A 22,542-nucleotide genomic window follows, 5' to 3' on the forward strand; every position below is an offset into this window, starting at 1 on the left:
CACAATCACAGTCGAAGGTGTTGACTGGGAGGCGTGCAACGACACGCCGAATGACCGCACGCCCGACTCCTGGGGCGACCTTTCGCTCGAATGGGTGCAGTCCGGTGCGACCGCCGACTTGGGGAAGGTAACCCCAAGCGACGGAGCGTTCCGGAAAGAGATCACCGTTCCGGATGACGCTCTCCTGGGCCGCACGGTAATTCGAGTCATCGCCCCAGAATTCACGCTCGAGCTTTCAGTCTCGATCGAGACCGACCCGACCGGCGGCTGAGCCACCCAGCTCGACGCACCGCGCGAGCATGTTCGTTTAGTCCGGCAGCGCCGACTCTCGCGGCCGCCCATCGCCTACCTCTCATTAGGCGCGATCAAAAACCCCACAGCAGGGTTTCGGCGATTGCCCGTTTCGGCAAGGGTTTCGAGCATGGCTGATTCTGCGGAAAATCCCGTTCGTCTAACCTGTGACTGTTAGCACTCTTTGGCTGACTTCTCGCAGCGCTACCCGTCGCCCTCGACTCCCGCAGCTTGTACGCGACGGAACCTGTGCCTTTGCCGGCTCGCCTCGCGCGCCTTATCGAGGCTCGCTGCACTGGGTCGTGATCTGCATATGGATGAGCCCATCGATTGTCGTGGAGTCTCGAATGCTCATTCTCTCGATGGGAAGGATGTCGCTGTACCGAATATCTTCCTGTATCGCTCGGTCGGAAGAGTAGCCGGCGGTGTCCCAGGTCTGGAGGATCTGTGCAAGCGAGGCGGCGTTATCCGCCGTGGTGAATTCGATTGCAATCCCTAGGCGAGCGTCGTTCTCGCCGCACGCGGACTGGACCGCTGCGAGCTCGTTCGGGTCGATGGGGTCTCCTGTTGCGGTGTGGACTGGGCCCACCGCGGCGGCGAGCGACGCGACCACCATCTCCTCGAGGCCCGCGCGAGCTTCGTCGATGGCGAAAGGAGACGCGGTCGAGCGTATGAGAAGTGGTGTTCGCGTACCAGTAGTGACACCACAGGAAACGCTCCGATCGGTCAGCTTCGGAAGCGTGAAGTCGGGGTCGCGGTCGGTGGCCACCGGCGCCGCCGAGTAGTCGAAGTTGAAGGTATACCAAACGCGAAGCGAATCGCCGTCGTCCACCACGGCGTAGGCGCCGTCTTCGAACGGGCGGTAACCGTCGTCGCCGCCGGTTCGCTCAACGGCAGTGACGAGTACGCCGTCCGTTCTATACACAGTGCCCCAGCCGGCCAGCAAGAAGGCCTCTTCTTCAACCACGTACCCGGTCTCGCACCCGGCGCTGACAAGCTGCACGACCGTCGCCCCCGAGGTCAGGAACCACGCGGAACCAGCGATACAAGTGGCAGTAACCGCGACGAGCCGCGCCGGCAGTAGCAGAAGGAGCAAGGATCGGGACACCGGCGTGAGGCAAAGCCCCAATGCAAGAGACGCGAAAGCGGCGATGACAGCAAGCCCCGCGAGCCTGTCCGACCCGAGCGTCCAGATGAGGACCGACACCTCGCCGTCAGAGGCAATGGAGATCCCCAACAACGCCGCGAGAACAACGATCGCGGCTGCGAGCGTCGCGCCGGCCACCACAATGACCCGCCGTCGCAACTTGGACGGGGATGGCGAAGATCCTCCGTCACGCTGCATCAGCACCGGCGAAATCGACACCGCGCAAGCCTACGAGAACAGGAAGGCGGCTCCGCTGCACCCACCATCCGAGAAGACTGCGAATTCAAAGCGCACCCGGAATGAGCCGCGTGCCGCTCAGCCCCGTCCAGGGCCTCCCCAGCGTTGTCCCGATCAAGAGGAGTCAAGTGATGGGCGAGGCGGGTTCGCGCCACGACAAGCTCGCGCGACCCTCGTTTTCTCCGCGGCAGGGTCGGTTTTCCACACGGATCGTTAACTGGCGAAGGGGCATTTTGACGGAAAGAGCGGCGAATGCAGTCGGGGCGGGAGCTGCGAGGCTGAGCCCGTGAACCTTTTTCCTGGATACGGGCAATACAGATGTGAGCGCTGATAACGAACTGATCGAGCGGTCGCACCGGCACCCAGCTTCGTTTGCGGAGTTGTATGACCGGCACGCGACCGCGGTGCACCGGTATGCGGCGCAGCGGCTGGGTGAGCATTCGGCGGACGACATCATGTCGGAGACGTTTCTCGTGGCCTTCGAGAAGCGTGAGTCCTACGACGCGTCGATTGTGGACGCGCGCCCGTGGCTTCTCGGAATTGCCACGCGCCTCATGCGAAAGCACGTGCGCCTTGAGGCGCGGGCTTGGAAGGGGATGGTCGCGGGGCTCGCGGCGCAGGTTGCGCCCGACGTCATTGAGCGGGCCGGGTCAAGGCTGGATGCGGCCCGCCTCACTAAGCGGCTCGCGTCTGCTTTTCGTTCCCTCTCAGCCGTTGATCGCGACACGTTGCTGCTCTACGCGTGGGCCGATCTTGACTATGCGGCGATTGCGGCGGCGCTTGAGGTGCCGGTCGGCACCGTCCGTTCTCGGCTGAACCGCGCGCGGCGACTCATGCGTGACGCCGCCGCTGTTGCATCCGCATCCACCGATAGGGAGATTGATCATGGACGAACTGACTCTGCTGCGCAACAGGCGTGAAGTCGCGCCCCCGAGCGTGGAAGCGCTGAACGCCGGCCGCGCCGCGTTGCTCGAACGCGCGGATGGTGGCGCACCGACCGCGACAGTGCCGGCTCGCCGCAAGCCCCGCCTCCGCCGCACGAGATGGGCCCTCGGCGGCGCTGCAGCGGTCGTCGTTGGCACCCTCGTCGCGGGCAACGTGTCCATCAGTACCGCTAGTGCTCACGCCGCTGAACTGCTGCGGGATGCGGCGGCGCAGGCTATCGAGTTCACCGACCCAGTGCCGGGCTCCGGGCATTACCTAAAGTCGCACACCCACGCGCAGTGGGGGTACTACGACCGCAACGCCGACGGCGAATTGGAGTTTTACCCCAAGTATCAGGTCATCGACGTGTACAAGCCCGCAGACCCGGATGCCGAGTGGGTTCTGTACCGCGACTGGGGTGACAGCCCTGTACCGCAGACCGTGAACCTCGTTCCCTCTGAGACGGGCGAGAAGATCCAAGTCGAGCGTGGTGAGGACGGAGTGTTCTACCAGGGCGATCCTTCCTGGGTACCGTTCGATCTTGAAGCCGTGCCGCTCGACGGCGCGGAGGCCTACACCTACATCGACTCGATGTACAACGGTGGCTCGGCCTCACGCGACGAGAACAACTTCGTGCGCATCACCGACATGTTGCGGAGCGGCCTCGTTCCCGCCAACACCCGCGCCGCCCTGCTCGACGCGCTCTCACGCATCCCCGGGGTGACAGCCACCGAGAACGTCGCCAATCTCGACGGTGTTGCCGGAGTCGCGATCGGGCGAACCGAGCCGCTGCGCTTCGGCGAAAGAAAAGAGATCATCATCGATCCCGCCACCGGGATGGTGATCGGTGAGCGCACCGTCGCGACACAGGCCGTGTTCGGATTGGGCAGCAACGAGGTCATCACCCAAACCGCGATCGAGACGACTGTCACGACGGAGGCACCGTGAGTCGCGCCAAACTTCAGGGGCCCGGTGAATCTCCGACGCGGAAGCCCCCGGCGGCTGTCACCGTCATAGTGACGACCGGTGCGCTCACCCTCCCGCCTACAGTCCCCGTCACGGTCCTTCTCGCCCACCAAGCGGTGCCCAGAATCTGACGCCGGCTCGCCAACTGAATCCCCGGTCCCCGTGCCCGGGGATGCAGTTGCTACATGCGTTCTACTTCAGGCTGGCCTGACTGAAAAGGCTCACCGTGGAGGCGACCTGAAATGCGATCGTTCCGATTGGCGGGCTCTCAGGCGGATGGTCTCCGGACGTCTTCTTCGGCCCGGGGGCGCCAGGAGGACGCGTTGAGTTGAGCGTTCGACCGCCGGCGCGTCAGCGCGCCGCTCATGAGCATCTGTACGTCACCCCACGGACGAGACGAAACGTCGTCATCCGCCGGGGCAATCGCAGCTACTGCCGCTGTAGCACGCACAGGGGAGCGGCTCGGGTGTGGATTCATCCGATGGTTGCGGGTCGCTGCGGAGTACCTGGTGGTAGCTGGTGCTTGCACTCAGCGTGACAATGTACTCGGTTCCGCTAGAACGAATGACGGTCTGGTCGAGGTTCCTGGCTTCGATTTCCTCTCCGTCGCTGGTGTAGGAATGCTCGTATTGCGCGACGTCGAACCCGACGGAGGAGCGGAAGCCGATGCCGATCTGCATGTCCTCCGTGCAGTTCGCTCCCGCGCCCGGCAGATCGTCGACGGTGTAAGGCTCGCCGTTCGCGTTCTGACGAGTGGGGCCGTACAAGGCCCAGTACTGCGCGGCCATGTCGAACGACGCCGGATCGGGTTCACACCCGATGGCAGCGAGATGCGCGCGGTAGGCCGCAATGATCTCTCCCGGGTCCCCGAGGTCGCTCCGAACGACCCATGAAGTGGTGCGGTTGCATCTCCAGTAGAAGTAGTCGCGCGGTCCCCAAGGCTCGCTGTTGGTGCCGCTCTCGCAGCCGTCGCGGACGCCCATCGATAGGGCCTCGCCCATGGCCGCCGCGGCGAGAAGCTTGTCCTGTTCAGCAGCGGCCCTTTCCCGGGCGGCAATGACAGGTGGGTCTTGAGAACCTGATGGGGGAAACTCGCCAGGGGTCGGTGTGCAACCGGACATCACAAACGAAAGAGAAACCACCGTGAGCGTCACTAGGAGGCGTCCTGACCGCTGGGTCAACATGGCCAGATCATAAGAGGCGCGTTATGCGATTTCGAGTATGTACCTCGTTGCGAGGTCTCGCGGTCCAAGCGTCGAACGTCATGGGAAGGCGGCATCGCCGGGCTTGGCTGCGGGCGCGGGCACCAGCGCGTTGACGCGGCTGCTCAGCCCTGCCCCGGCGCTCCGTACATCCCGCCGTCGGGGAGGGGCGGACACATGGCGGACTCGGTGAGAGCCGCGATCTCGGCTCTCACGGCGACACCATCAGCTATTTTCACCACCGTGTAGACCATTCCCTCCTGGGAGCCCGGCTCAGGGATGTAGCCAACCATCGCCGAAGTGCTGTCGTCTGGCACGGGCCCAAACGCCGTCGTGACAAGGTTCGCGGGCGGGTTCCGAATGAGCCAATTCGCCGTATCGGGCACCGTTGCGCCCGGAATGGTCCAGAACGCCTCGAGCTCCTCGACCGGCCCACATGGCCAACCCGTGTAGGACCCAAAGCCGCCGCTTTCCTCGGAGCGGACCGCTCCGGGCGGAAGGGCGACTGCGTCGAGCCACGCTCGCGCCTGCTTGAGAGCCCCGGCATCTGCATTCTCCACAGGGCTGGAGGAGGCACTTGGGTCAGTGGGCTCGCTTGCCTGGCTCGCCGCGGGAGCTCCGTCACCACCTGCATTCGAGGCGCACGCGGTCAATGAGACCGCGAGCAACAATGCACCGAGCATCAGGGCTGAACGGGACCGCATATCCCCAACGTAACCGAGGGCAGCGAGACCGGATAGCGGGTTCCTCAACGGTCGCCCCGAAGTGGATCCGTAATGAGTCGAGCGGCCCGGATCGACTCAGCTGGCATGATGTGAGCGACAGATGGGGGATGTCAGTGACATCTACGGTGCGTCGTGAGCTTGACACCCGCCCGGCTGGGCTTATGCGAACGAGCGGCCGTGGGTTGCTGAGCATCACCGCGGCTGCGGCGGCGATGCTCGCCGCTGACTACGCGATGTCTTACGCGGGCGTAATGGCATTGTTTGGTTTACCGTTTGCCCTCATCGCCCTACCTATCGTCGCCGCGGTGCTCGCCGCGGTCGTCGCGTGGGTGTCGAAGGCAGCGACCGGGCGGTGGCACGTGGTCGGCGCCATCGCCGTCACGGTGCTGCTAGGAACCGTGGTCATCTATGGGTTTCTGGTCGGCATCCTCCGCCCTCTTGTCCTCCAGGAAGACCTTCCACTTCATCTCGCGGTGTGCGCGTTGTGTGCTCTGACTTACGGGTTATTCCTTGGCCTCTGGCCGTTGCGAATTCTCGGTGGTGCTGCGGGCGTCGGGCTCGTCATTCTCGTCTCCGCCATCCCCACTGCCGCCGAGGAGAGCGCGCTGCAGGCGGCTGAGACATCCGAGCAGATGGCCTCGGAGCAGCTGGACTACTACCTCACAAGTGGTGCGTACCCGTTCATTACAGAGCTTGAAGGGTGGCAGAACACTCGGGTTCGGCCGACCGGGTCAGAGGCCGCCACATGGCTGCTGAGTGACGACGGAGCTGCGGCGAAAGTGATAGCAAACCGGCTGTTCGAGGAGACAGGCATGGACGCAACGTTTCCTTGCACAATGATGTCCCGCGGCGGCGACGCCGGCCCCGCGACGGAGGGTGCGCTGCCGGAGTGGTGCGTCAAAACAGAGACAGGCTGGGAACGCAGCGACGGCCTAGCGCTCGCCTACATCGAGGACAGCCGGCTCGTCGTCATCGACACACCCGAGGAGTACGAGGCGGTCTTCCTCGAGGATAGCCAGCGACCGGCCAACGCGCAGGAGATCGCAGCCGTCGCTGCCTCGCTCCGCCCGATGACCGACGCGGAGATCGAGCGGTGGGTACTCCCGGTCTACGACTCCGTAAACACTCCCGAGATTGAAACTCCGGGGCTCTGATCGAGGCATTCCAGCGGTCGCGACACGTGTCGCAGCCGGTACCGTCCTCGCGAAACGTACCTGATAACCCGCCGTCCCCATCCACAGCGAGTCAAGGACGTCGGGAAGCTATCTCGGACTGCGGGGACGGATCGCCGACCCTTGGTATTTTCGCGTCTTGATAAACAACAGCTTTCTGAGACGCAGGACGTCGGGTTCCGCGTGACGCTCGGCGGTCGGGGTTTTCGAGACTGATCCTGTCTCAACAAGTAGTCTCACCGTGTTTCGTCTCATGGGAGTGTGCGTGCGGGGTTTGTGAGTCACACTGGATGGGTGAGGGAACTTGGTTACACCCGTGTCAGCACGTCGAGTCAGGATGCGCAGCTGCAGCTCGATGCGCTCGTCGCCGCGGGCGTGCAGAGGCGCGACGTGTTCGCAGACGTCACCTCTGGGAGTAAGGCCGCGGTTGACCGGCCGGGGATGAGGAAACTGCTCGACTATGCCGAGTCGGGTGACACCGTCGTGGTGTGGCGGGTGGACCGTCTGGGGCGTTCCCTTATCGATGTACTGAACACGGTGAATCTGCTGCGCGAGCGCGGCATCGGGGTCCGTTCCATTTCGGACGGCATCGACCCCGCGACCTCGACCGGGCGGTTGATGCTGAACATGCTCGCTACTCTCGCCGAGTACGAGAGGGAGCTCATCGTCGAGCGTGTCAATGCGGGGATCACGGCCGCGCGGCAGAACGGTACCCGCTTCGGCCGGCCCGTCTCCAACCCGACGGTCATCGCCGACAAGCTCGTGATCGCCACCGATGCTCGGGCTAAGGGAAGAACCGCTGTGGAAGCGGCACGGCTTGTCGGGTGGAGCCGTGCGACGCTTTACCGCCACCAGCAAGCCCACGCGGCGCGCGAGGCCGCGGCGATGTAGCTACGTGATGGACGGCCTCGAGAAGTGGCGAGTCCTTCGGCTTCATGTCGAGGATCTGGTCCCTCTCGCGGCCCTAGCCCGAACGTCGGGCATCAGTGCGCGCACGCTGCAGCGCTGGAAGCAGCTCTACCTGCGCGATGGCCTGTCAGCCCTCGACTCGCATACCCGTGCCGATGCTGGCCGACGCCGAACACCAGCGGAGATGGTCGCGTTCGTGGAACGGCTGGCGCTGACCAAGCCGCGCCCGACTTTGGCCACGCTGCATCGTTTGACCGTGGCTGAAGCCCGTCGAGTGCAGCTGCCGGCGCCGAGCTACTCGACCGTTTGCGCGATCGTGTCCGCGCTGGACCCTGCCCTGGTGACTCTCGCGCTGGAGGGGCCGACCGCGTACCGGGACCGCCACGAACTCGTTCTCCGGCGCCGGGCCGACAGACCGAACCAGACCTGGCAAGCCGACCACACCCAGCTCGACATGCTCATCGTCGGCGCCGACGGCAAACCCGACCGCCCCTGGTTGACGACTGTCCTCGATGATTACTCCCGTGCGATCTGCGGGTACATGGTCTTCTCGGGAGCCCCCTCCGCGTTGAATACCGCTCTCGCCCTCCGCCAAGCCATCTGGCGGAAGACGGACCCGTCGTGGGTGATGTGCGGCATCCCGGACATCCTTCACGTTGACCACGGCTCCGACTTCACCAGCCACCACCTTGAGCGCACCGCCGTTGCGCTGCACATTCGCATCATTCACTCGACCATCGCGCGTCCTCAAGGGCGGGGCAAGATCGAGCGGTTCTTCGGCACCATCAACACCGAGCTGCTCGCCGAACTCCCCGGTCACATCGGCCGCGGCGCGCGTACGCCAAACCCAGTGCTCGATCTCCCCGAGCTTGACCGTGCCATCGGTGCGTTCATAGCCACCTACAACGAGCGAACCCACAACGAGCTCGGCATCTCGCCCCGAGACGCTTGGGTCGGCGACGGGTGGCTCCCGCGGATACCGGAAAGCCTGGAAGAGCTCGACGGACTCCTCCTTACTGTGCCGAAACACCGCGTGGTGCAACGCGACGGCATCCACTTTCAGGGCCAGCGGTACCTCGCGCCCACGCTCGCGCCTTTCGTCGGACACACCGTCACCATCCGGTACGACCCCCGCGACATCTCCGAGATCCGCGTCTACGACCGCGACGTGTTCGTCTGCGTCGCCATCGACGAACACCACCCCAACCTTCGCCTCAGCCTCCGAGACATCGAAACCGCGCGCCGCGCTCGACGACGGGAGCTACGCCGCACCATCAACGACCGCATCCCCACCGCAACCACGCGCGAAGAACCCCGGGTCACCAATGCCAAGCCGCGTCGGCACCGTCTTCGCACCTACGAAGAGGACTAAGAGATGAACCACCCCTTCATCGTCACGAAAGAACACCGGCGGTTCGCCGAGTTCGCAAACGCCGTGCGGAAAGAGAACACCATCGGGATTTGCCATGGCGACGCCGGGGTGGGTAAGACGAACTCGGCCCGCCGATACTCCAACTGGGATGACCTCGAGCCCTACATCACCACCTGGGGGCGACGCGGCGATGAGGACGCCAGACACTATGCGATGGCGCACCGCTCCCGCACCGTGTTCTACACACCCGAAGTGATCAGCCGACCCAAAGACGTCATGCAGGAGATCGAGCGCTGGAAAACGAGGATCAGCATCTGCGCCCGAGAACACCTACTCGAAGTCAATCCCGAGCGCGCACCGGACGCCATGGCCGACCTCGTCGAACTGCTCATCATCGATGAAGCCGAACGGCTCACCCCAACTGCCCTCGAACTCCTCCGCGACTCGCACGACCGCACCCACCTCGCGATCATCCTCATCGGCATGCCCGGCATCGACCAGAGGTTCCGCCACTACCCGCAGCTCTACAGCCGACTCGGTTTCTCCCACCTCTACCGCGCCCTCGGACGAGACGAGCTCCTCTTCGTCCTCGACCGTCACTGGAAGCGCCTCGGGCGCACCCTCGACCCCGACGACTTCACCGACGCACAGGCCATCGCCGCAATCGAACGCATCACCCGCGGCAACTTCCGCCTCCTCGAACGACTCTTCCCGCAAATCGCCCGCGTCCTCAAAATCAACCAACTCGACGCAATCACCGACGACGTCGTCGAGGCAGCCGCAAGCATCCTGGTCATCGGCACCTAACGCCAAACAGCGATACAAGAAATACGCCACGCAGCGTTGCGAGTCACACGTCTAACCATTTGTCGGGGGGTGCCCGCAAACGATCGTTTTTGGCCTGAGTACGACGCTGTCCATTTAGACCGGTCCGCAAACGTGGGCCGGTTCGAAAGGTGCTTTCGGGCCAAATGTTTTCGGGCGCGAGTTACGGGCGACAACGAAATTTGTAGCGATCGGCCGGTGAGCTTGATGCCCGTAAGCCGATGCTTGAGCGGACGCTGGGGCTGCTCGCCGAGGCCAGGCCCGGCCGAGTCCGAAGCTACTATCGGCGAGTGACGGCACCAGGCATAAAGCGCATCCTTCGGGGCGCCATGATTGGCGGCGTCGCGCCGCGGGCATATTCGGAGCCTGATACCGGGCCGTGGTCGGCCGGTGATCAAGTGGCCGCCGAGCTCGAGCTCGCCCGGTCGGAGACGTCACCGATGACGTTGAAGATCCTTGGCCGTAGCAAGAACATATCGGTGCGACGTCAGGTCACCCGAAACCCCGCGGCTGGGCCGTCTTTGCTGCGCGCCCTTGCCTTCGACGTCGATGTGGAGGTCCGGCTTGGCGTGGTCTCGAACTCGAACTCGGTCTCGGTTGAGCAGGTGCTCACTGTACTCACCCGCGATGCCGACCCGGGTGTGAAGAGCGTCGCCCGCCAGCAACTGGGGCTCCCCCCGCACGCCACCTGAGCAGCGCCTTTGCCATGTGGTCGACACCCGCCGGGCTAGCCATCATCGTCTTCTTGGCGCTCACCTTGAGGCGGAGCGAGACCGCCCGCTGACGCATCGTCGTGCGCGACTGCTCGTCGACTAGCCGAGCCAGGGCGTCTTATGGGTGCGGCAACTCGACGACCAGCGAGCGCGCCCGCGACGACGTCGGTGGTGATGTCGGTGGGCACCTTGCAGGTGCCAACACCTAGTTGCGGGATGCTGCGGCCGGCGGCCGACGGGTGAGTGGGACGTGGATCACCCGTCCACGGTCAGCGGAGAAGTGTGCACCCGCGAGACACGTCTCGATGGGCAACAGGACACCTGGCCATTACCTGCGGCGAACAACCTCGACGCGGGACACGAGCGTCGACGCACGGTCAGCTCGGCGCAGACGCTGTTCCCCTATCCGAACACGGAGAGTCCTTGAATTCCCCCACTCGCCACCCGATGCGGCGCTTCGCGCGCCGCTGCGTCGCGGTCGCCGCGACCGCCGGTCTCGCCGCGGGTTTCTCCGCCTACGGCTCGAAGAGGTTCATCGGTGCAGCCCGGTAAGTCGGCAAACGTCTCGATCAACTCGCTACTGACCACCATCCCGCAGGCGTTGCCACGTGAAGGTCACGGGTGTTGTCGACGGCTCCCCAATGACCATGACGAAGACAGCGGCGCACGCGGCGTCCTGATCCAAACGGTCCGGGGGTTCGCGTCACCGGCGCGCACCCCCGCCCCCCCTCCGCTCGCCGCCCGGCGAGCACCTCATGTAGTACCCCCAAGGAGAACCAAGAGAATGAACACATCACGCGCCCTGCGCTGCAGCGTCATCGCCTTCGGCGCCGTCCTGCTCGTCTCGGCGGGAACCGCCGCCGCGTCCGCCGCAGAATACGGCGACCAGAACGTGGACGTCAACGTCGAGATCACGGCAATCGAAGAGCCCGGCGTGCTCGCCATGACCGTCGGCCCCGGCCCGACCGACCTCGTCGAGAACGGTTCCACCGAACTCGTGCGTCAGTTCACCGGCACCCTCCCCACCGTCACGGTCACCGACACCCGCGGCCCCGACGAAATCGCCGACGGCGCGGCCTGGTACGTCATGGGTAGCGCGAGCGACTTCGTCGACACCGAGGCGGTCACCACGATCGACGCCGAGAACCTCGGCTGGGCCCCCGCAGCCCTCGGAGACGCGGAAGGCGACCCGGCCATCTCGATCGGCGGCGACGTCGAGCCCGCCGCCGCTGGCGGCCCCGGTCTCGTCGACCAGGAGCTGCTGTACCTCGGCGACTCCGAGGCAACGGCCGGCGGCGCCTGGAGCGCCACGGCCGACCTGAAGCTTCAGGTCCCCGCCGACGTCGAGCCCGGCTCCTACAAGTCGGTCCTAACGCTCTCGCTCTTCGAGTGACCCCTGCGGTCGGGGGCGGGTCTCCCCCGCCCCCGACCGCTCTCGCACTTTCTGCACCCCGGCGATCGGGCGCCACCGCGGACACCGCGACCCGAGACAACGACTAAGAGAAGAGCTCGACATGACGAAACAACTGTCCCAACGATCACGGCTGGTGATGAGCGGCATTGCAGGGTGGGCTCTGACCGCCGGGCTGGTCAGCCTGGCCGCCGTACCCGCTCACGCCGCCGAGCCAATCACTATCGACGGCATGAACATCGACTCCGGGGGGACGGCGGTCGTCAACGACATCGAGCGCGAAGCCATCGCGCCTGGGCTGATCCACGTCTCGTACGACCGTCTCGACGCGGGCGGATGGCAGCAGATCGACGTGCTGCAGGCCGAGCTCTCGGAAGAGACCGTGAAAATGAAGTACCTCTCCCCCGAGACCGTCGCCGGCAACGGCGGCACGGTCACCGAGATGGTGGAGCGGGAGAACGCCGTGGCCGGCGTCAACCTCGACCGCTTCGACATCAACAACTCCTGGGCTGCCGCGGGCTGGGGCATTGCTGACGGAGAGATCGTGAAGTCGGGCAACCCCGACGCCACCGCGAGCGTGGGAGTCACCTCCGACGGGCTCGGCGCGCTGGTCGACCTCGTACTCGAAGGAAGCGTGACCTTCGACGACGACACCACCGTGTCGATCACCGGCATCAACGTCTACGCCATGGACACCAGCGGCGTCGCGCTCTACAACTCGCAGTGGGGAGAGTTCAGCCGCGCACGAGCGCTCGCCACCCCCGACGCCGGCGTCGAGGTGCAGATCGGTGCAGACGGCGTCGTTACCGCCGTCGCCGAAACCGTGGGCGCCGGGGCCATCGCCGACGGCACGCAGGTGCTCGTCGCGGCCGACGGTACCGCCGCGGCCGCTCGCCTCCTGCAGCTGCAGGCCGGCGACTCCGCCGAGATCGCATACGGGGTTCGCGATGACGCCCTCGACATCGAAGAAGCCGGTGGCGCATGGCATCGCCTCCTGACCGACGGTGAGGTCGTCGACAACGGTCAGGGCGGGCACTTCACCACCGAGAACCCCCGCACGATGATCGGCTTCGACGACGACCGCCGCACCGCGTACTTCGTGGTGGCAGGCGGACGCAGCAGCACCGCCGACGGCATGGTCTTCTCCGAGATGAGCGCCCTTATGCGCGACCTCGGCGCGGAGGACGCGATCAGCGCAGACGGCGGCGGATCGAGCCAGATGAACGCCCGTCTCCCCGGCGATAGCGCGACGTCGATTATGAACAGCCCCTCCGACGGCTACGAGCGTCGTGACGCCAACGGTCTGGGCTTCACTCTCGCCCAGGCGGGTTCGGGTCAGCTCGACGACATCATCGTCGACGCAGACGCGACCGGCGACGACGCGCACCGCGTCTTCCCCGGCCTTCACCGCGAGCTGACGGCGACCGGCGTCGACGAAACCCTCAGCACTGTCGACGGCGGAACCTTCTCGTGGACCGACGACGCGGAGACCGTTGCCGTCGAAGCCGTCGACGGCAACCACGCGCGTGTGCTCGGTGGTGCCGAAGGGCCCGCCACCGTCACCGCGACGTCGGGTGCGGTGGCCTCGGAGTTCGAGGTGACCGTGCTCAACGAGCTCGAGCGGCTGACAGCATCCGATTCGGTCCTGTCTCTGACCGGTCTCGACGACAGCGCCAACCTGCACCTGACCGGCCACGACGTCGAAGGCTTCGAAGCCCCGGTGGAGCCGGTCGATGTCACCGTCACCGCCAGCCGCGAAGGCGTCGTCAACATCACCGACGCCGGTGACGGCGGATTCCTCCTCACCCCGGCCGTAGCGTCGGGCGGTGTGACCCTCACGTTCGCCGTCGGTGACGCGTCCGTCCAGGTCGCGGTGACCGTCGGAATCGAGGAACGCCTCATCATCAACATGGACGAGGTCGTCAGCGACGCGTGGCGGGTGACGGGAGCCCGTGCCACGTACAGCGTCGCAGCCGGCGAAGGCCGCGACGGTGGAACCGCCGCGCGCCTCACCTACGACTTCACGCAGTCCACGGCCACGCGCACCGCCAACACGCGTCCTGCGGTCGGTCACCCCGGTTACGAGATCCCCGGTCAGCCGGGCATGCTCAAGGTCTGGGTCAAGGGAAGCACCACGTCCGGCGCGAACGCCATGACCTACCTCGCTTACTCCGACGCCACCGGCGCTTTCAAGTACGTCTACTCGTCGGCACCGCAGGGCACCGAATGGCAGCAGATCTCGTACCCGATCCCGGCCGGCACCGCCTACCCGATCCGCCTCCAGATGCTCAGCGCCTACGAGACATCCGCGGCCAACCTCCCGGCCGGTGACATGTGGTTCGACGACCCGGTGGCCGAGGTCGCTCCCGAGGTCGAACTGCCCGTCGCCGGGTCCGTCACCGACGACACCATCGTCGCGGACGGACAAACGGATGCTGATCCCTTGCGCGTCGCCGTCATGTCCGACGCACAGTTCGTCGCACGCGACCCCGAAAGCGGTCAGGCCCAGGGCGCGCGCGAAGCGCTGCGCGAGGTCGTCGCGGCAAAGCCCGATGTGCTGTACATCAACGGCGACCTGGTCGACGAGGCATCGCCCGAGGACTTCGTCCTGGCCAAGCGCATCCTCGACGAGGAGCTCGCGAACGTCGACTTCCCGTGGACGTACGTGCCCGGCAACCACGAGGTGATGGGTGGGGCGATCGAGAACTTCGAGTCGGCGTTCGGCGACACTTACACCTCGCGCGACATCGACGGAACGCGCTTCATCACGCTCAACACCGCGAACGGAAACCTGAGCAGCGACTACGCCCAGCTGCCGTTCCTGCGCGACCGGCTCGAGGAAGCAGCATCCGACGAATCCCTCACGGGCGTCGTCGTCCTCCAGCACATGCCGATCGACGACCCGCTCGTGACGAAGGCGAGCCAGTTGACCGACCGACAGGACGCAGGTCTCGAGCAGGACTGGATGGAGGACTTCCGTTCCGAGTCCGGCAAGTCGATCGCGATGGTCAACAGCCACGTCGGCGTCTTCCACTCGGCCACCAGCGACAACATCCCGTATGTCATCAACGGCAACTCCGGAAAGGACCCGGCGGCGTCCGAGTTCGGCTCCTTCACCGGCTGGACGATGCTGGGCATCGACCCCGCATCGGGCGACTGGCGAAACGACGGCAAGACCCTCGCCGACGACAACTCGGCGTGGTTCGCGGCCGAGGTGCAGACGCGCGTGGAGTCGATCTCGGTGACCCCCCCGGAGTCGTTCCTCGAAGCAGGCGAAGAGGTCACCCTCGACCCGACGCTGCTGCAGGACGACACTCGTCGCGTCGCCGTCGCGTGGCCGATGAGCTACGCCTGGACCGGCTCCTCGTCCGTCCACATCGGTGCAGTAGCCGACGCACCGGCCGACGCGATCGCCGCGCTCGATCCCCGCACGCACCGCCTCACGGCACTGCGCAACGGATCGGGTGACGCCACGCTGACGATCAACGGTGTGTCGGAGACGGTTTCGTTCTCGGTGGGAGCCCCGGCTCCCGAGCTGGACGTGACTGCCTCGGTGGCCACGCGCACCCTGGCGGGCAAGCAGTACGTCTCGGTGATCGCGACGAACAACGAAACCACTCCCGTCGACATCACCATCGACACCGCCTACGGCTCGAAGAAGTTCACCGCGGTGCAGCCCGGCAAGTCGGCGAGCGTCTCGATCAACTCGCGACTGACCACCCTCCCCGCGGGCGAGGCGACGGTCACCTCTACCGGTGTAATCGACGGCGAATCCGTCACCACGGTCACGACTGCCAGCTACCCGGCGTCCTGACCTACGAGGCTCGGGGGTTCGCGTCACCGCGCGGACCCCCGAGCCTCTTCCACTCGTCATTTCTGCCCCCGCCCCCGAACTGCCACCCGCGCACGCTGTGCGCCGCCGAGGTCCTGCCCAATGAACTCCCTCCTGGCGAAAGCGACCACCACGGTCGTGGCCGCGCTTCTCTCCCTCTCGCCCGTAGCCCTTTCGCCGGCAGCATCCGCCCAGACAGCACCGGTCCCCGTCCCCTCGGCATCACCCACCGGCGACGGCTCGGTTACGTGGTCGGTGAGACCCGGAACGGCGAGCGGCCCCGACGGGCGGTCGTGGGTCGAGTGGGAGGGCGACCCGGGCGAGCGGCGCACCGAGTACCTCGTCGTCGATAACTTCGGCACCGAGCCCGTCGAGTTCCGACTCTCCGCCGCCGATGGATACTTCACCGACACCGGGCGCTTCAACATGCTGCCGTCTGATCGCGCCTCCACCGACGCGGGCACCTGGGTGACCCTCCCCGAATTCGTATCGGTGCCTGCGAAGGGCTCGGAAACCGTGCGGTTCGAGATCGTCGTCCCCGAGGATGCGACTCCGGGCGATCATCCCGCAGGAGTGGCCGCCAGCATCCAGACCGCCGGCAGCGACACCGTCGGTGTGGAATCCAGAGTCGGGTTCCGCGTCATGACACGGGTCACCGGCGAGTTGCGGACCGAGGCGACGGCTGCCGTCTCTGGCTCGTATACGGGTTCGATCAACCCCTTCGAAGCCGGGTCGCTGGAGATCACTTACACCGTCACCAACACCGGAAACTCGCGCCTTCGCGCAGAGCCGCGCATCTTCGTCGCGGGCGCTTTCGGCGCCGCCTCGAGTGATCGCCCCGGCGAGGAGGTCGCCGACATCGCCCCCGGTGAAACACGAACCAGCACGGTCACGGTCACGCCCGCGTGGCCCCTCCTGTGGTATGACGTCCGTGTCGAGGCGACTCCCGTCGCCGTGAGCGACGAGGTGGCTGTAGGCGAGGCATCGACCGCGACCGCCGCCGCCTCTGTCGCGGCGCCGCCGTGGTCGCAGTTGGCGGTCGTGGCCGCCGCCGCCCTCCTGCTCTCCTGGTATCTCCGGCAGCGTCGACGTGATGCGCGAAAGACCGCGGAGCTCATCGAGGCCGCCCGCGCAGAAGGTCGCGCCGCAGCACCTGCTGAAGATCGCGCCACCGCGCCCGCCGAACCTGCTCCCGAACCGCTCCTGCGTCGTACGGCGCGTCCGGCGGCGCGGCTCATCGCGATTCTCGCCATCGGGGCCACGGCCGCCGTCGGCGCCTGGGGTGGCTCCTCCGACGCGAACGCGGCGGGCAGCGATCAGTCGGGGGTCGACGTGCGGGTCGAGATCACGCCCATGCCATCCACCACTCCCCTGCCGTCCGGCTCACCGTCCCCCTCGACGGAGCCGACAACGGCTCCACCTGCACCCGATGACGGGGTTACGCCCGGATCGCCTTGGCTGCCCCCCACCGGTTACGAGGGGGATCCCGCGCTCCTCCTGACCGGCGGCGCGCTCGTCGTCGGCGGTGCCCTCGTTCTTGCCCGAGTCGTCCGCGCCCGAAACGTGCGACGTCGCGGCTTCCCCGCTTCTGAGTACATCCGAACATCGCCCGAAATGACCCGAAAGAGTTGAGCATGAATCGATTGGATGCACCGACGCGACCGCGCTTGGTGATCAGCACCCTCACCGGTCTCGTACTTGCTGCGAGCCTACTGAGCGCTCCCGTGCCTGCGAACGCCGCGGCACCGGTGACGGTCGCGGGAATGAACCTCGACGCCGGCGGCACCGCGGTCATCAACGACGTCCACACCGAAGACGTAGCCCCCGGCCTCGTCCACCTGTCGTACGAACGCCTCGACCCCGCCGGATGGCAGCAGATCGACGTCCTCAAGGCCGAACTGTCCGACGACACGGTGAAGATGAAGTACCTCACCCCCGAGACCGTCTCCGGCACCGGGGCGACCGTCACCGAACTGGTGGAACGAGGCGGGGCGATCGCGGGTGTCAACCTCGACCGCTTCGACATCAACAACTCCTGGGCCGCGGCCGGTTGGGGCATCAGCGACGGCGAGATCATCAAGTCGGGTAACCCGAACGAGGCCGAGGCCAGCGTAGGAATGACCGCCGGTGGTCTGGGCGCCCTGGTCGACCTCGTTCTGGAGGGCAACGTCACCTTCGACGACGCCACCACCGCGCGCCTCACCACCGTCAACACCTCGAACGTGGTGGACGGCATCGCTCTCTACAACTCGCAGTGGGGTTCCCACACGCGCACCGCGCGGTGGCTCGCTACCCCTGCCGCCGGAGTGGAGGTCTGGATCGGTGCTGACGGCGGCGTCCGATCGGTCTCCGACACCGTGGGTGAAGGACCCATCCCCGAGGACGTCCAGGTTCTCGTCGCCCGGGACGGATCGGCAGAAGCCAACCGCCTCCTCGCGCTCCGCGCGGGCGATAAGGTCGGCATTTCTTACGGCATCCGTGACAACGGACTCGATATGGCCGAAGCGGGTGGCGCCTGGCATCGGCTCGTCGCCGACGGTGCGGCAATCCCTCGCTCCGACGAGCACGCCACGACGCTGAACCCGCGCACGATGATCGGATTCAGCCAAGACAAACGCACCGCCTACTTCGTCGTCGTCGACGGGCGCCAGGCCACAGCGGCCGGCATGCAGTTCACCCAGATGAGCAAGCTCATGCTCGAGCTCGGCGCCCACGACGCGATCAGCGCGGACGGGGGCGGCTCGTCGCAGATGAACGTGCGGGAGGCCGGTTCCACGTCTACAACGATCGCGAACTCGCCCTCCGACGGTTACGAGCGCCGCGACGGCGACGGCATGGGTCTCGTCCTCGCTCGTCCCGGCTCCGGCGCTCTGGCCGGATTCGATCTCGACCCGCTGTTCGACGACGGCAACGGGGTACGAGCGTTCCCCGGGCTGAGCCGCACGGTACAGGCCGCTGCGTTCGACGAAACGAAGTCGTCAGTTTCCGCCGCCGTGAAGACCTGGACGTCGGGCGACGAATCGATCGCCACGTTGAGCACCGAGGGTGGCCACGGTGTGGTTCGGGGTATCTCGGAGGGACGCACGTCGCTTTCGGCATCACGCGACCGCGCAGTCGCCACCGCCGACCTCTCGGTGATCGGTGACCTGGACCGCCTCACGACCGACCAGACCACGATCAACCTCGAGACGAGGGGGTCGAGTTCAATCATCACGCTCACCGGCCACGATGAGAGCGGTTTCACCGCGCCCGTTGAATCGCGCGACGTGAAGGTGATCAACCCGAGTCCCGGAGTTTTCTCCGTGCAGCCGACGGACGACGGTCGGTTCTCCGTCACGGCGATCGGCGACGTCGGAAGCGCGACTCTTGCATTCGAGGTTGGTGAGGTGCGCACCGAGGTCGCTGTCGCGGTTCCTCTCGAACTGCGAGTGATCGACGACTTCAGCGACATCAGCGGCTGGGCCACGGCGCACGACCGCGCAGCCACCGGAGGGATCGAGCCCGGGGAAGGTCACGAGGGCAGCCCCAGCATCCGATTGAACTATGACTTCACGCAGTCCACCGGAACCCGCGGCCGGTACGCGGTTGCACCCGGCGCCCCTGGCAACGGGGCGACGGGCGGCATCGACATCCCCGGCCGCCCCCAGAAGCTCTCGGTCTGGGTAAAGGGCGACGGCAACGGTTCGCTGTTGCGTCTGCAGGTGATGCAGGCCAACGGTGTGCGCAACTGGATCGACGGGCCCGGCGGCTCGCAGTCGCTCCATGCGACGTGGACCGGCTGGCAGCGCGTGGACTTCCTCGTCCCGGAGTCGTTCTCCTTCCCACTCAAGCTCGAGCGAATCCGCGCGCTCGAGACGGTTGCGGCCAAGCAGTACCGTGGATCGCTCGAGTTCTCGAAGATCTACGCGTACCTGCCCCCGGAGGGCGTGCAGGCGCCCACCGTCGAGCGCGCAGAAGACCCCACAGTGGTGAGCGCCGGCGCGACCGATGATGACCAGGTGCGTGTCGCAGTGATGTCGGACACACAGTTCGTCGCCCGGGAGCCGAACGCGTTCCAGGTCGAAGGAGCTCGCAAAGCGCTGCGCGAGATCGTCGGTCAGAAACCGGACGTGCTCCTGATCAACGGCGACCTAGTCGACGAGGCCTCGGCCGCGGACTTCGACCTCGCCCGACGGGTGCTGGACGAGGAACTCGCCGGAGTGGACTTCCCGTGGCACTACATTCCGGGTAACCACGAGATCATGGGCGGACCGCTCAGCAACTTCCGCGACGAGTTCGGCAGCACCAACGGCACGATCGACGTGGAAGGCACGCGCATCGTCATGCTCGACTCCTCGTCAGGGAAGCTGATGACCGACTTCGCTCAGGTGCAGATGCTGCGGTCGCAACTCGATGCGGCAGCGGCCGACGAGTCGGTCAGCGGTGTCCTCGTCGTCTCGCACATGCCGACGAACGACCCCCTCCCCACCAAGGGCAGCCAGCTGACCGACCGGAACGAGGCCCAGCTCCTCGATGACTGGCTGCAGGAATTCCGCGCAGACAGCGGCAAGTCGATCGCGTCGATCGCGAGCCATGTCGGCGCGTTCCACACCACGAGCGTCGAAGGCGTGCCCTACGTCGTGAACGGCAACTCCGGCAAAGACCCGGCCTCTTCACCGTCCGACGGTGGCTTCACGGGGTGGACGATGCTCGGAATCGATCCTTCGGAAGGGCTCTGGGAGCAGAGCGACGAGAGCTGGCTCGAGGTCGAAACCAAACCCCGTGTCGACGAGAACGGTCTGACTATTTCGGCTCCGGCCTCGCTCGGCACCCGAGAGTCGGCCTCGCTCTCGGCCGAGTTCATTCAGGACGCAGGCCATGACGGGCGCACGGTTCCGGTCGCCTGGCCGGTTTCGTCCCGCTGGGGCGGATCGGGCGTGCACGTAGGCGACGCCGATGATGCCCCCGCCGATGCCGTCGTCGCCGTCGACCCCGATGCCGGTACCGTGACGGGGCTTCGTGGGGGGATCGCCTCGATCGAGGTGACCGTCAACGGTCGCACCGCTAGCGCGAGCATCGAGGTCCGGCCCGAGCTGCAGGTGGAGGCGACCGCATCCACGCGCACGCTTGCGGGGAAGCAGTACGTGACCGTCGTCGCGACGAACCGCGACAGCGTGCCGATGGAGGTCGTGATCTCCACCCCGTTCGGGTCCAAGTCGTTCGCGACCGTGGCACCGGGCAAGTCGGCCAGCGTATCGATCAACTCGCGGGCGGGCTCGATCGACGCAGGCGAGGCGACCGTGACGTTCACGGGCGTCGTGGACGGTCAGAGCCGCACCGTGGTGCAGACCGCGTCGTACGCAGCCCGTCCCTGACCAGAACGAAGTCGGTCGGTGCCCGCGATATTGCGGGCGCCGGCCGGCTTCGTCGTTCGCGCCTATCGACGCCCTGCCGACTCGGAATGACCGCATGCGATACCGTCGCGCCGTGTCCTCTGCACGTACATTGCGCGTCGTACGCGCCTCGTTCGCTGCGGACCCGGGGCTCATCAGCCTTCTCGGCTTCGCCATCGCGACCCTCACGGCCCAGCCCGCGCACGTAGGCGCGCGTCCGTGGGATGTCCTCGCGATCTGGGACGGCGGGAATGCGATCTACGGGGCATTGATCGGGGGCGCGATCGGAATCTAGCCCGCCGAGGAGCAGCCGACATCGAGTCCGCTGTGGAGAAGTTTTATGCAGTCCGCAGCCGCGACCGTATCCTCCATTCATGCGCCACAATGTCATTTCGATCCGCCCGTCGCTTGACGATTCCTGGCTCACGACGGAGCCTCAACTGCACGCCTTCGACAGCGAGACCCCCATCCCGGATCAGGCGTAGGCGCGGTGCACGTGCCAATCGTCCTCGGTGCGGTAAACGTCGAACACCGCGCTCTCCCCTCCCGGGTCGGTGGCCTGGAACCTCCAGCCGTAGAGCCCGTGGTGCTTTTCGAGCGGCGCCGACCATACCGAGTCACGCAGCCGAGTGGGGGTGTCCGTGACGCGCCAGCGACGGCCGTTGTAGACCATCCTCGCGGGGATGTCGTTGATCAGCCATAGCGTGGTTTCGGGTGCCATCGTCGTCGCGCTCATGGCATCCGAGAATAGAACATAGATACGAATGCGGCTAGTCTCACCATCGTGAGAGGAGGTTGCCGTGGGCACGAACAAGCGGTACCCCCACGTCTACGACAAGCTCATGGATCAGCGCATCCTCGAACGTATCGCCCGCGAAGACGGCCCCCTGCAGTCGCTCACTCGGGAGGAGCTCGAGTTGGACACCGAGCCGGTCACGCGCGACCCGAAACCTCGGGCAGTGAAGGCGTGGGTGCGCTTCGGCACTACTCCTGTGCGCGTCGACGCCGTCGTGCTCGAGTGGACGTCTCAGGCCGTGAAGATCCGGTTTGAGGTTGGCGGAAAGACGCTCGAGACAGCACTGTGGGCGTCTGCCGTACGAGAAACGCGTCCTCGAACGCAGTCCTAGACGCACCGCGTGCTACCGCTGCGACTGCCGGAAGCGGCGCGTGTATACCGCGGCTGCGATCGCGAGTCCGGTCGCAGCGATACCCGCTGGCAGCAGCAATGACCGACACGACGCTCAGCGTCCCTCGCCCCAGCATGCTCTCCACGGGATGAGGCTCGCTGCGGTGCACACGAAGCTGACGAGGGCTAAGACGGTCCACTGTCGGCCGCTGTAGCGCAGCACGCGCACCCCGGCACCGTCATGCCACCACAACCGCAGCGCCTCGAGGACCCTCACGTGCGCCTCCCTCTACCCCAGCTGCCGAACGTAGAGGACGA

17 protein-coding genes are annotated in these 22,542 nt (G+C 66.1%); 13 read left to right on the forward strand and 4 right to left on the reverse strand.

Annotated elements, in window-relative coordinates; all coding sequences use genetic code 11:
• Positions 1-568: 568 nt before the first annotated feature.
• Positions 569-1,657: a hypothetical protein gene (locus DEA06_RS14390; RefSeq protein WP_133241790.1), complete on the reverse strand. Its 1,089-nt coding sequence runs from the start codon at positions 1,655-1,657 to the stop codon at positions 569-571.
• Positions 1,658-1,995: 338 nt separating this feature from the next.
• Between DEA06_RS14390 and DEA06_RS14395 the strand changes: the two genes are divergently transcribed.
• Complete coding sequence (locus DEA06_RS14395; RefSeq protein WP_240606967.1) at positions 1,996-2,595, forward strand: sigma-70 family RNA polymerase sigma factor; 600 nt, start codon at positions 1,996-1,998, stop codon at positions 2,593-2,595.
• Positions 2,513-3,547 (forward strand): CU044_5270 family protein, encoded by a 1,035-nt coding sequence (locus DEA06_RS14400; protein ID WP_133241791.1) that lies wholly within the window; start codon positions 2,513-2,515, stop codon positions 3,545-3,547. Before DEA06_RS14395 ends, DEA06_RS14400 begins: the two co-directional genes overlap by 83 nt.
• 425 nt (positions 3,548-3,972) lie before the next feature.
• On the opposite strand, the gene DEA06_RS14405 is transcribed toward DEA06_RS14400, so the two are convergent.
• Entirely contained in the window at positions 3,973-4,719 is a 747-nt protein-coding gene (locus tag DEA06_RS14405) for a hypothetical protein (RefSeq protein ID WP_133241792.1), read from the reverse strand.
• A 955-nt stretch (positions 4,720-5,674) separates the two neighbouring features.
• Here DEA06_RS14405 and DEA06_RS14415 point away from each other — a divergent pair.
• The 10 genes from DEA06_RS14415 (at position 5,675) to DEA06_RS16740 (ending at position 21,393) form a co-directional block, all read left to right on the forward strand.
• Entirely contained in the window at positions 5,675-6,646 is a 972-nt protein-coding gene (locus DEA06_RS14415) for a hypothetical protein (RefSeq protein ID WP_116648709.1), read from the forward strand.
• A gap of 312 nt (positions 6,647-6,958) precedes the next feature.
• Entirely contained in the window at positions 6,959-7,555 is a 597-nt protein-coding gene (locus tag DEA06_RS14420) for a recombinase family protein (protein WP_116648710.1), read from the forward strand.
• 7 nt (positions 7,556-7,562) lie between these two features.
• Entirely contained in the window at positions 7,563-8,945 is a 1,383-nt protein-coding gene (locus DEA06_RS14425; protein ID WP_116648711.1) for a Mu transposase C-terminal domain-containing protein, read from the forward strand.
• Positions 8,946-8,948: 3 nt separating this feature from the next.
• Positions 8,949-9,752: an AAA family ATPase gene (locus tag DEA06_RS14430; RefSeq protein WP_116648712.1), complete on the forward strand. Its 804-nt coding sequence runs from the start codon at positions 8,949-8,951 to the stop codon at positions 9,750-9,752.
• Between the two features lie 308 nt (positions 9,753-10,060).
• A complete protein-coding gene (locus DEA06_RS14435; protein ID WP_133241793.1) occupies positions 10,061-10,462 on the forward strand; it encodes a hypothetical protein in 402 nt (133 codons plus the stop codon).
• An 805-nt stretch (positions 10,463-11,267) separates the two neighbouring features.
• Positions 11,268-11,876, forward strand: coding sequence for a hypothetical protein (locus tag DEA06_RS14440; RefSeq protein WP_116648714.1), 609 nt, complete (start codon positions 11,268-11,270; stop codon positions 11,874-11,876).
• Positions 11,877-11,997: 121 nt separating this feature from the next.
• Complete coding sequence (locus DEA06_RS14445) at positions 11,998-15,708, forward strand: phosphodiester glycosidase family protein (protein ID WP_116648715.1); 3,711 nt, start codon at positions 11,998-12,000, stop codon at positions 15,706-15,708.
• Between the two features lie 120 nt (positions 15,709-15,828).
• Positions 15,829-17,358, forward strand: coding sequence for a hypothetical protein (locus DEA06_RS14450; RefSeq protein ID WP_116648716.1), 1,530 nt, complete (start codon positions 15,829-15,831; stop codon positions 17,356-17,358).
• A 92-nt stretch (positions 17,359-17,450) separates the two neighbouring features.
• Positions 17,451-21,080 (forward strand): phosphodiester glycosidase family protein, encoded by a 3,630-nt coding sequence (locus DEA06_RS14455; protein ID WP_165818031.1) that lies wholly within the window; start codon positions 17,451-17,453, stop codon positions 21,078-21,080.
• A gap of 112 nt (positions 21,081-21,192) precedes the next feature.
• Positions 21,193-21,393 (forward strand): hypothetical protein, encoded by a 201-nt coding sequence (locus DEA06_RS16740; RefSeq protein WP_133241794.1) that lies wholly within the window; start codon positions 21,193-21,195, stop codon positions 21,391-21,393.
• Between the two features lie 180 nt (positions 21,394-21,573).
• Here DEA06_RS16740 and DEA06_RS14465 read toward each other — a convergent pair whose 3' ends face one another.
• Entirely contained in the window at positions 21,574-21,834 is a 261-nt protein-coding gene (locus tag DEA06_RS14465; RefSeq protein ID WP_116648719.1) for a hypothetical protein, read from the reverse strand.
• A 64-nt stretch (positions 21,835-21,898) separates the two neighbouring features.
• Here DEA06_RS14465 and DEA06_RS14470 point away from each other — a divergent pair, with 64 nt between their 5' ends.
• Positions 21,899-22,225 (forward strand): hypothetical protein, encoded by a 327-nt coding sequence (locus DEA06_RS14470; RefSeq protein WP_116648720.1) that lies wholly within the window; start codon positions 21,899-21,901, stop codon positions 22,223-22,225.
• A gap of 114 nt (positions 22,226-22,339) precedes the next feature.
• Here the strand turns inward: DEA06_RS14470 and DEA06_RS16630 are convergent, their stop codons facing one another.
• A complete protein-coding gene (locus tag DEA06_RS16630; protein WP_165818032.1) occupies positions 22,340-22,501 on the reverse strand; it encodes a hypothetical protein in 162 nt (53 codons plus the stop codon).
• Between the last annotated feature and the right edge of the window lie 41 nt (positions 22,502-22,542).

Source organism: Microbacterium sp. Gd 4-13, from assembly GCF_003095395.1.
In the GTDB taxonomy this organism is placed as follows: Bacteria; Actinomycetota; Actinomycetes; order Actinomycetales; family Microbacteriaceae; genus Microbacterium.

What these genes read in the sequence shown, in the direction of transcription:
- DEA06_RS14440 (WP_116648714.1), top strand. Translation starts at nt 11,268, where the DNA reads ATGAACACATCACGCGCCCTGCGCTGCAGCGTCATCGCCTTCGGCGCC.
- DEA06_RS14430 (WP_116648712.1), top strand. Translation starts at nt 8,949, where the DNA reads ATGAACCACCCCTTCATCGTCACGAAAGAACACCGGCGGTTCGCCGAG.
- DEA06_RS14445 (WP_116648715.1), top strand. Translation starts at nt 11,998, where the DNA reads ATGACGAAACAACTGTCCCAACGATCACGGCTGGTGATGAGCGGCATT.
- DEA06_RS14450 (WP_116648716.1), top strand. Translation starts at nt 15,829, where the DNA reads ATGAACTCCCTCCTGGCGAAAGCGACCACCACGGTCGTGGCCGCGCTT.
- DEA06_RS14425 (WP_116648711.1), top strand. Translation starts at nt 7,563, where the DNA reads ATGGACGGCCTCGAGAAGTGGCGAGTCCTTCGGCTTCATGTCGAGGAT.
- DEA06_RS14465 (WP_116648719.1), bottom strand. Translation starts at nt 21,834, where the DNA reads ATGAGCGCGACGACGATGGCACCCGAAACCACGCTATGGCTGATCAAC.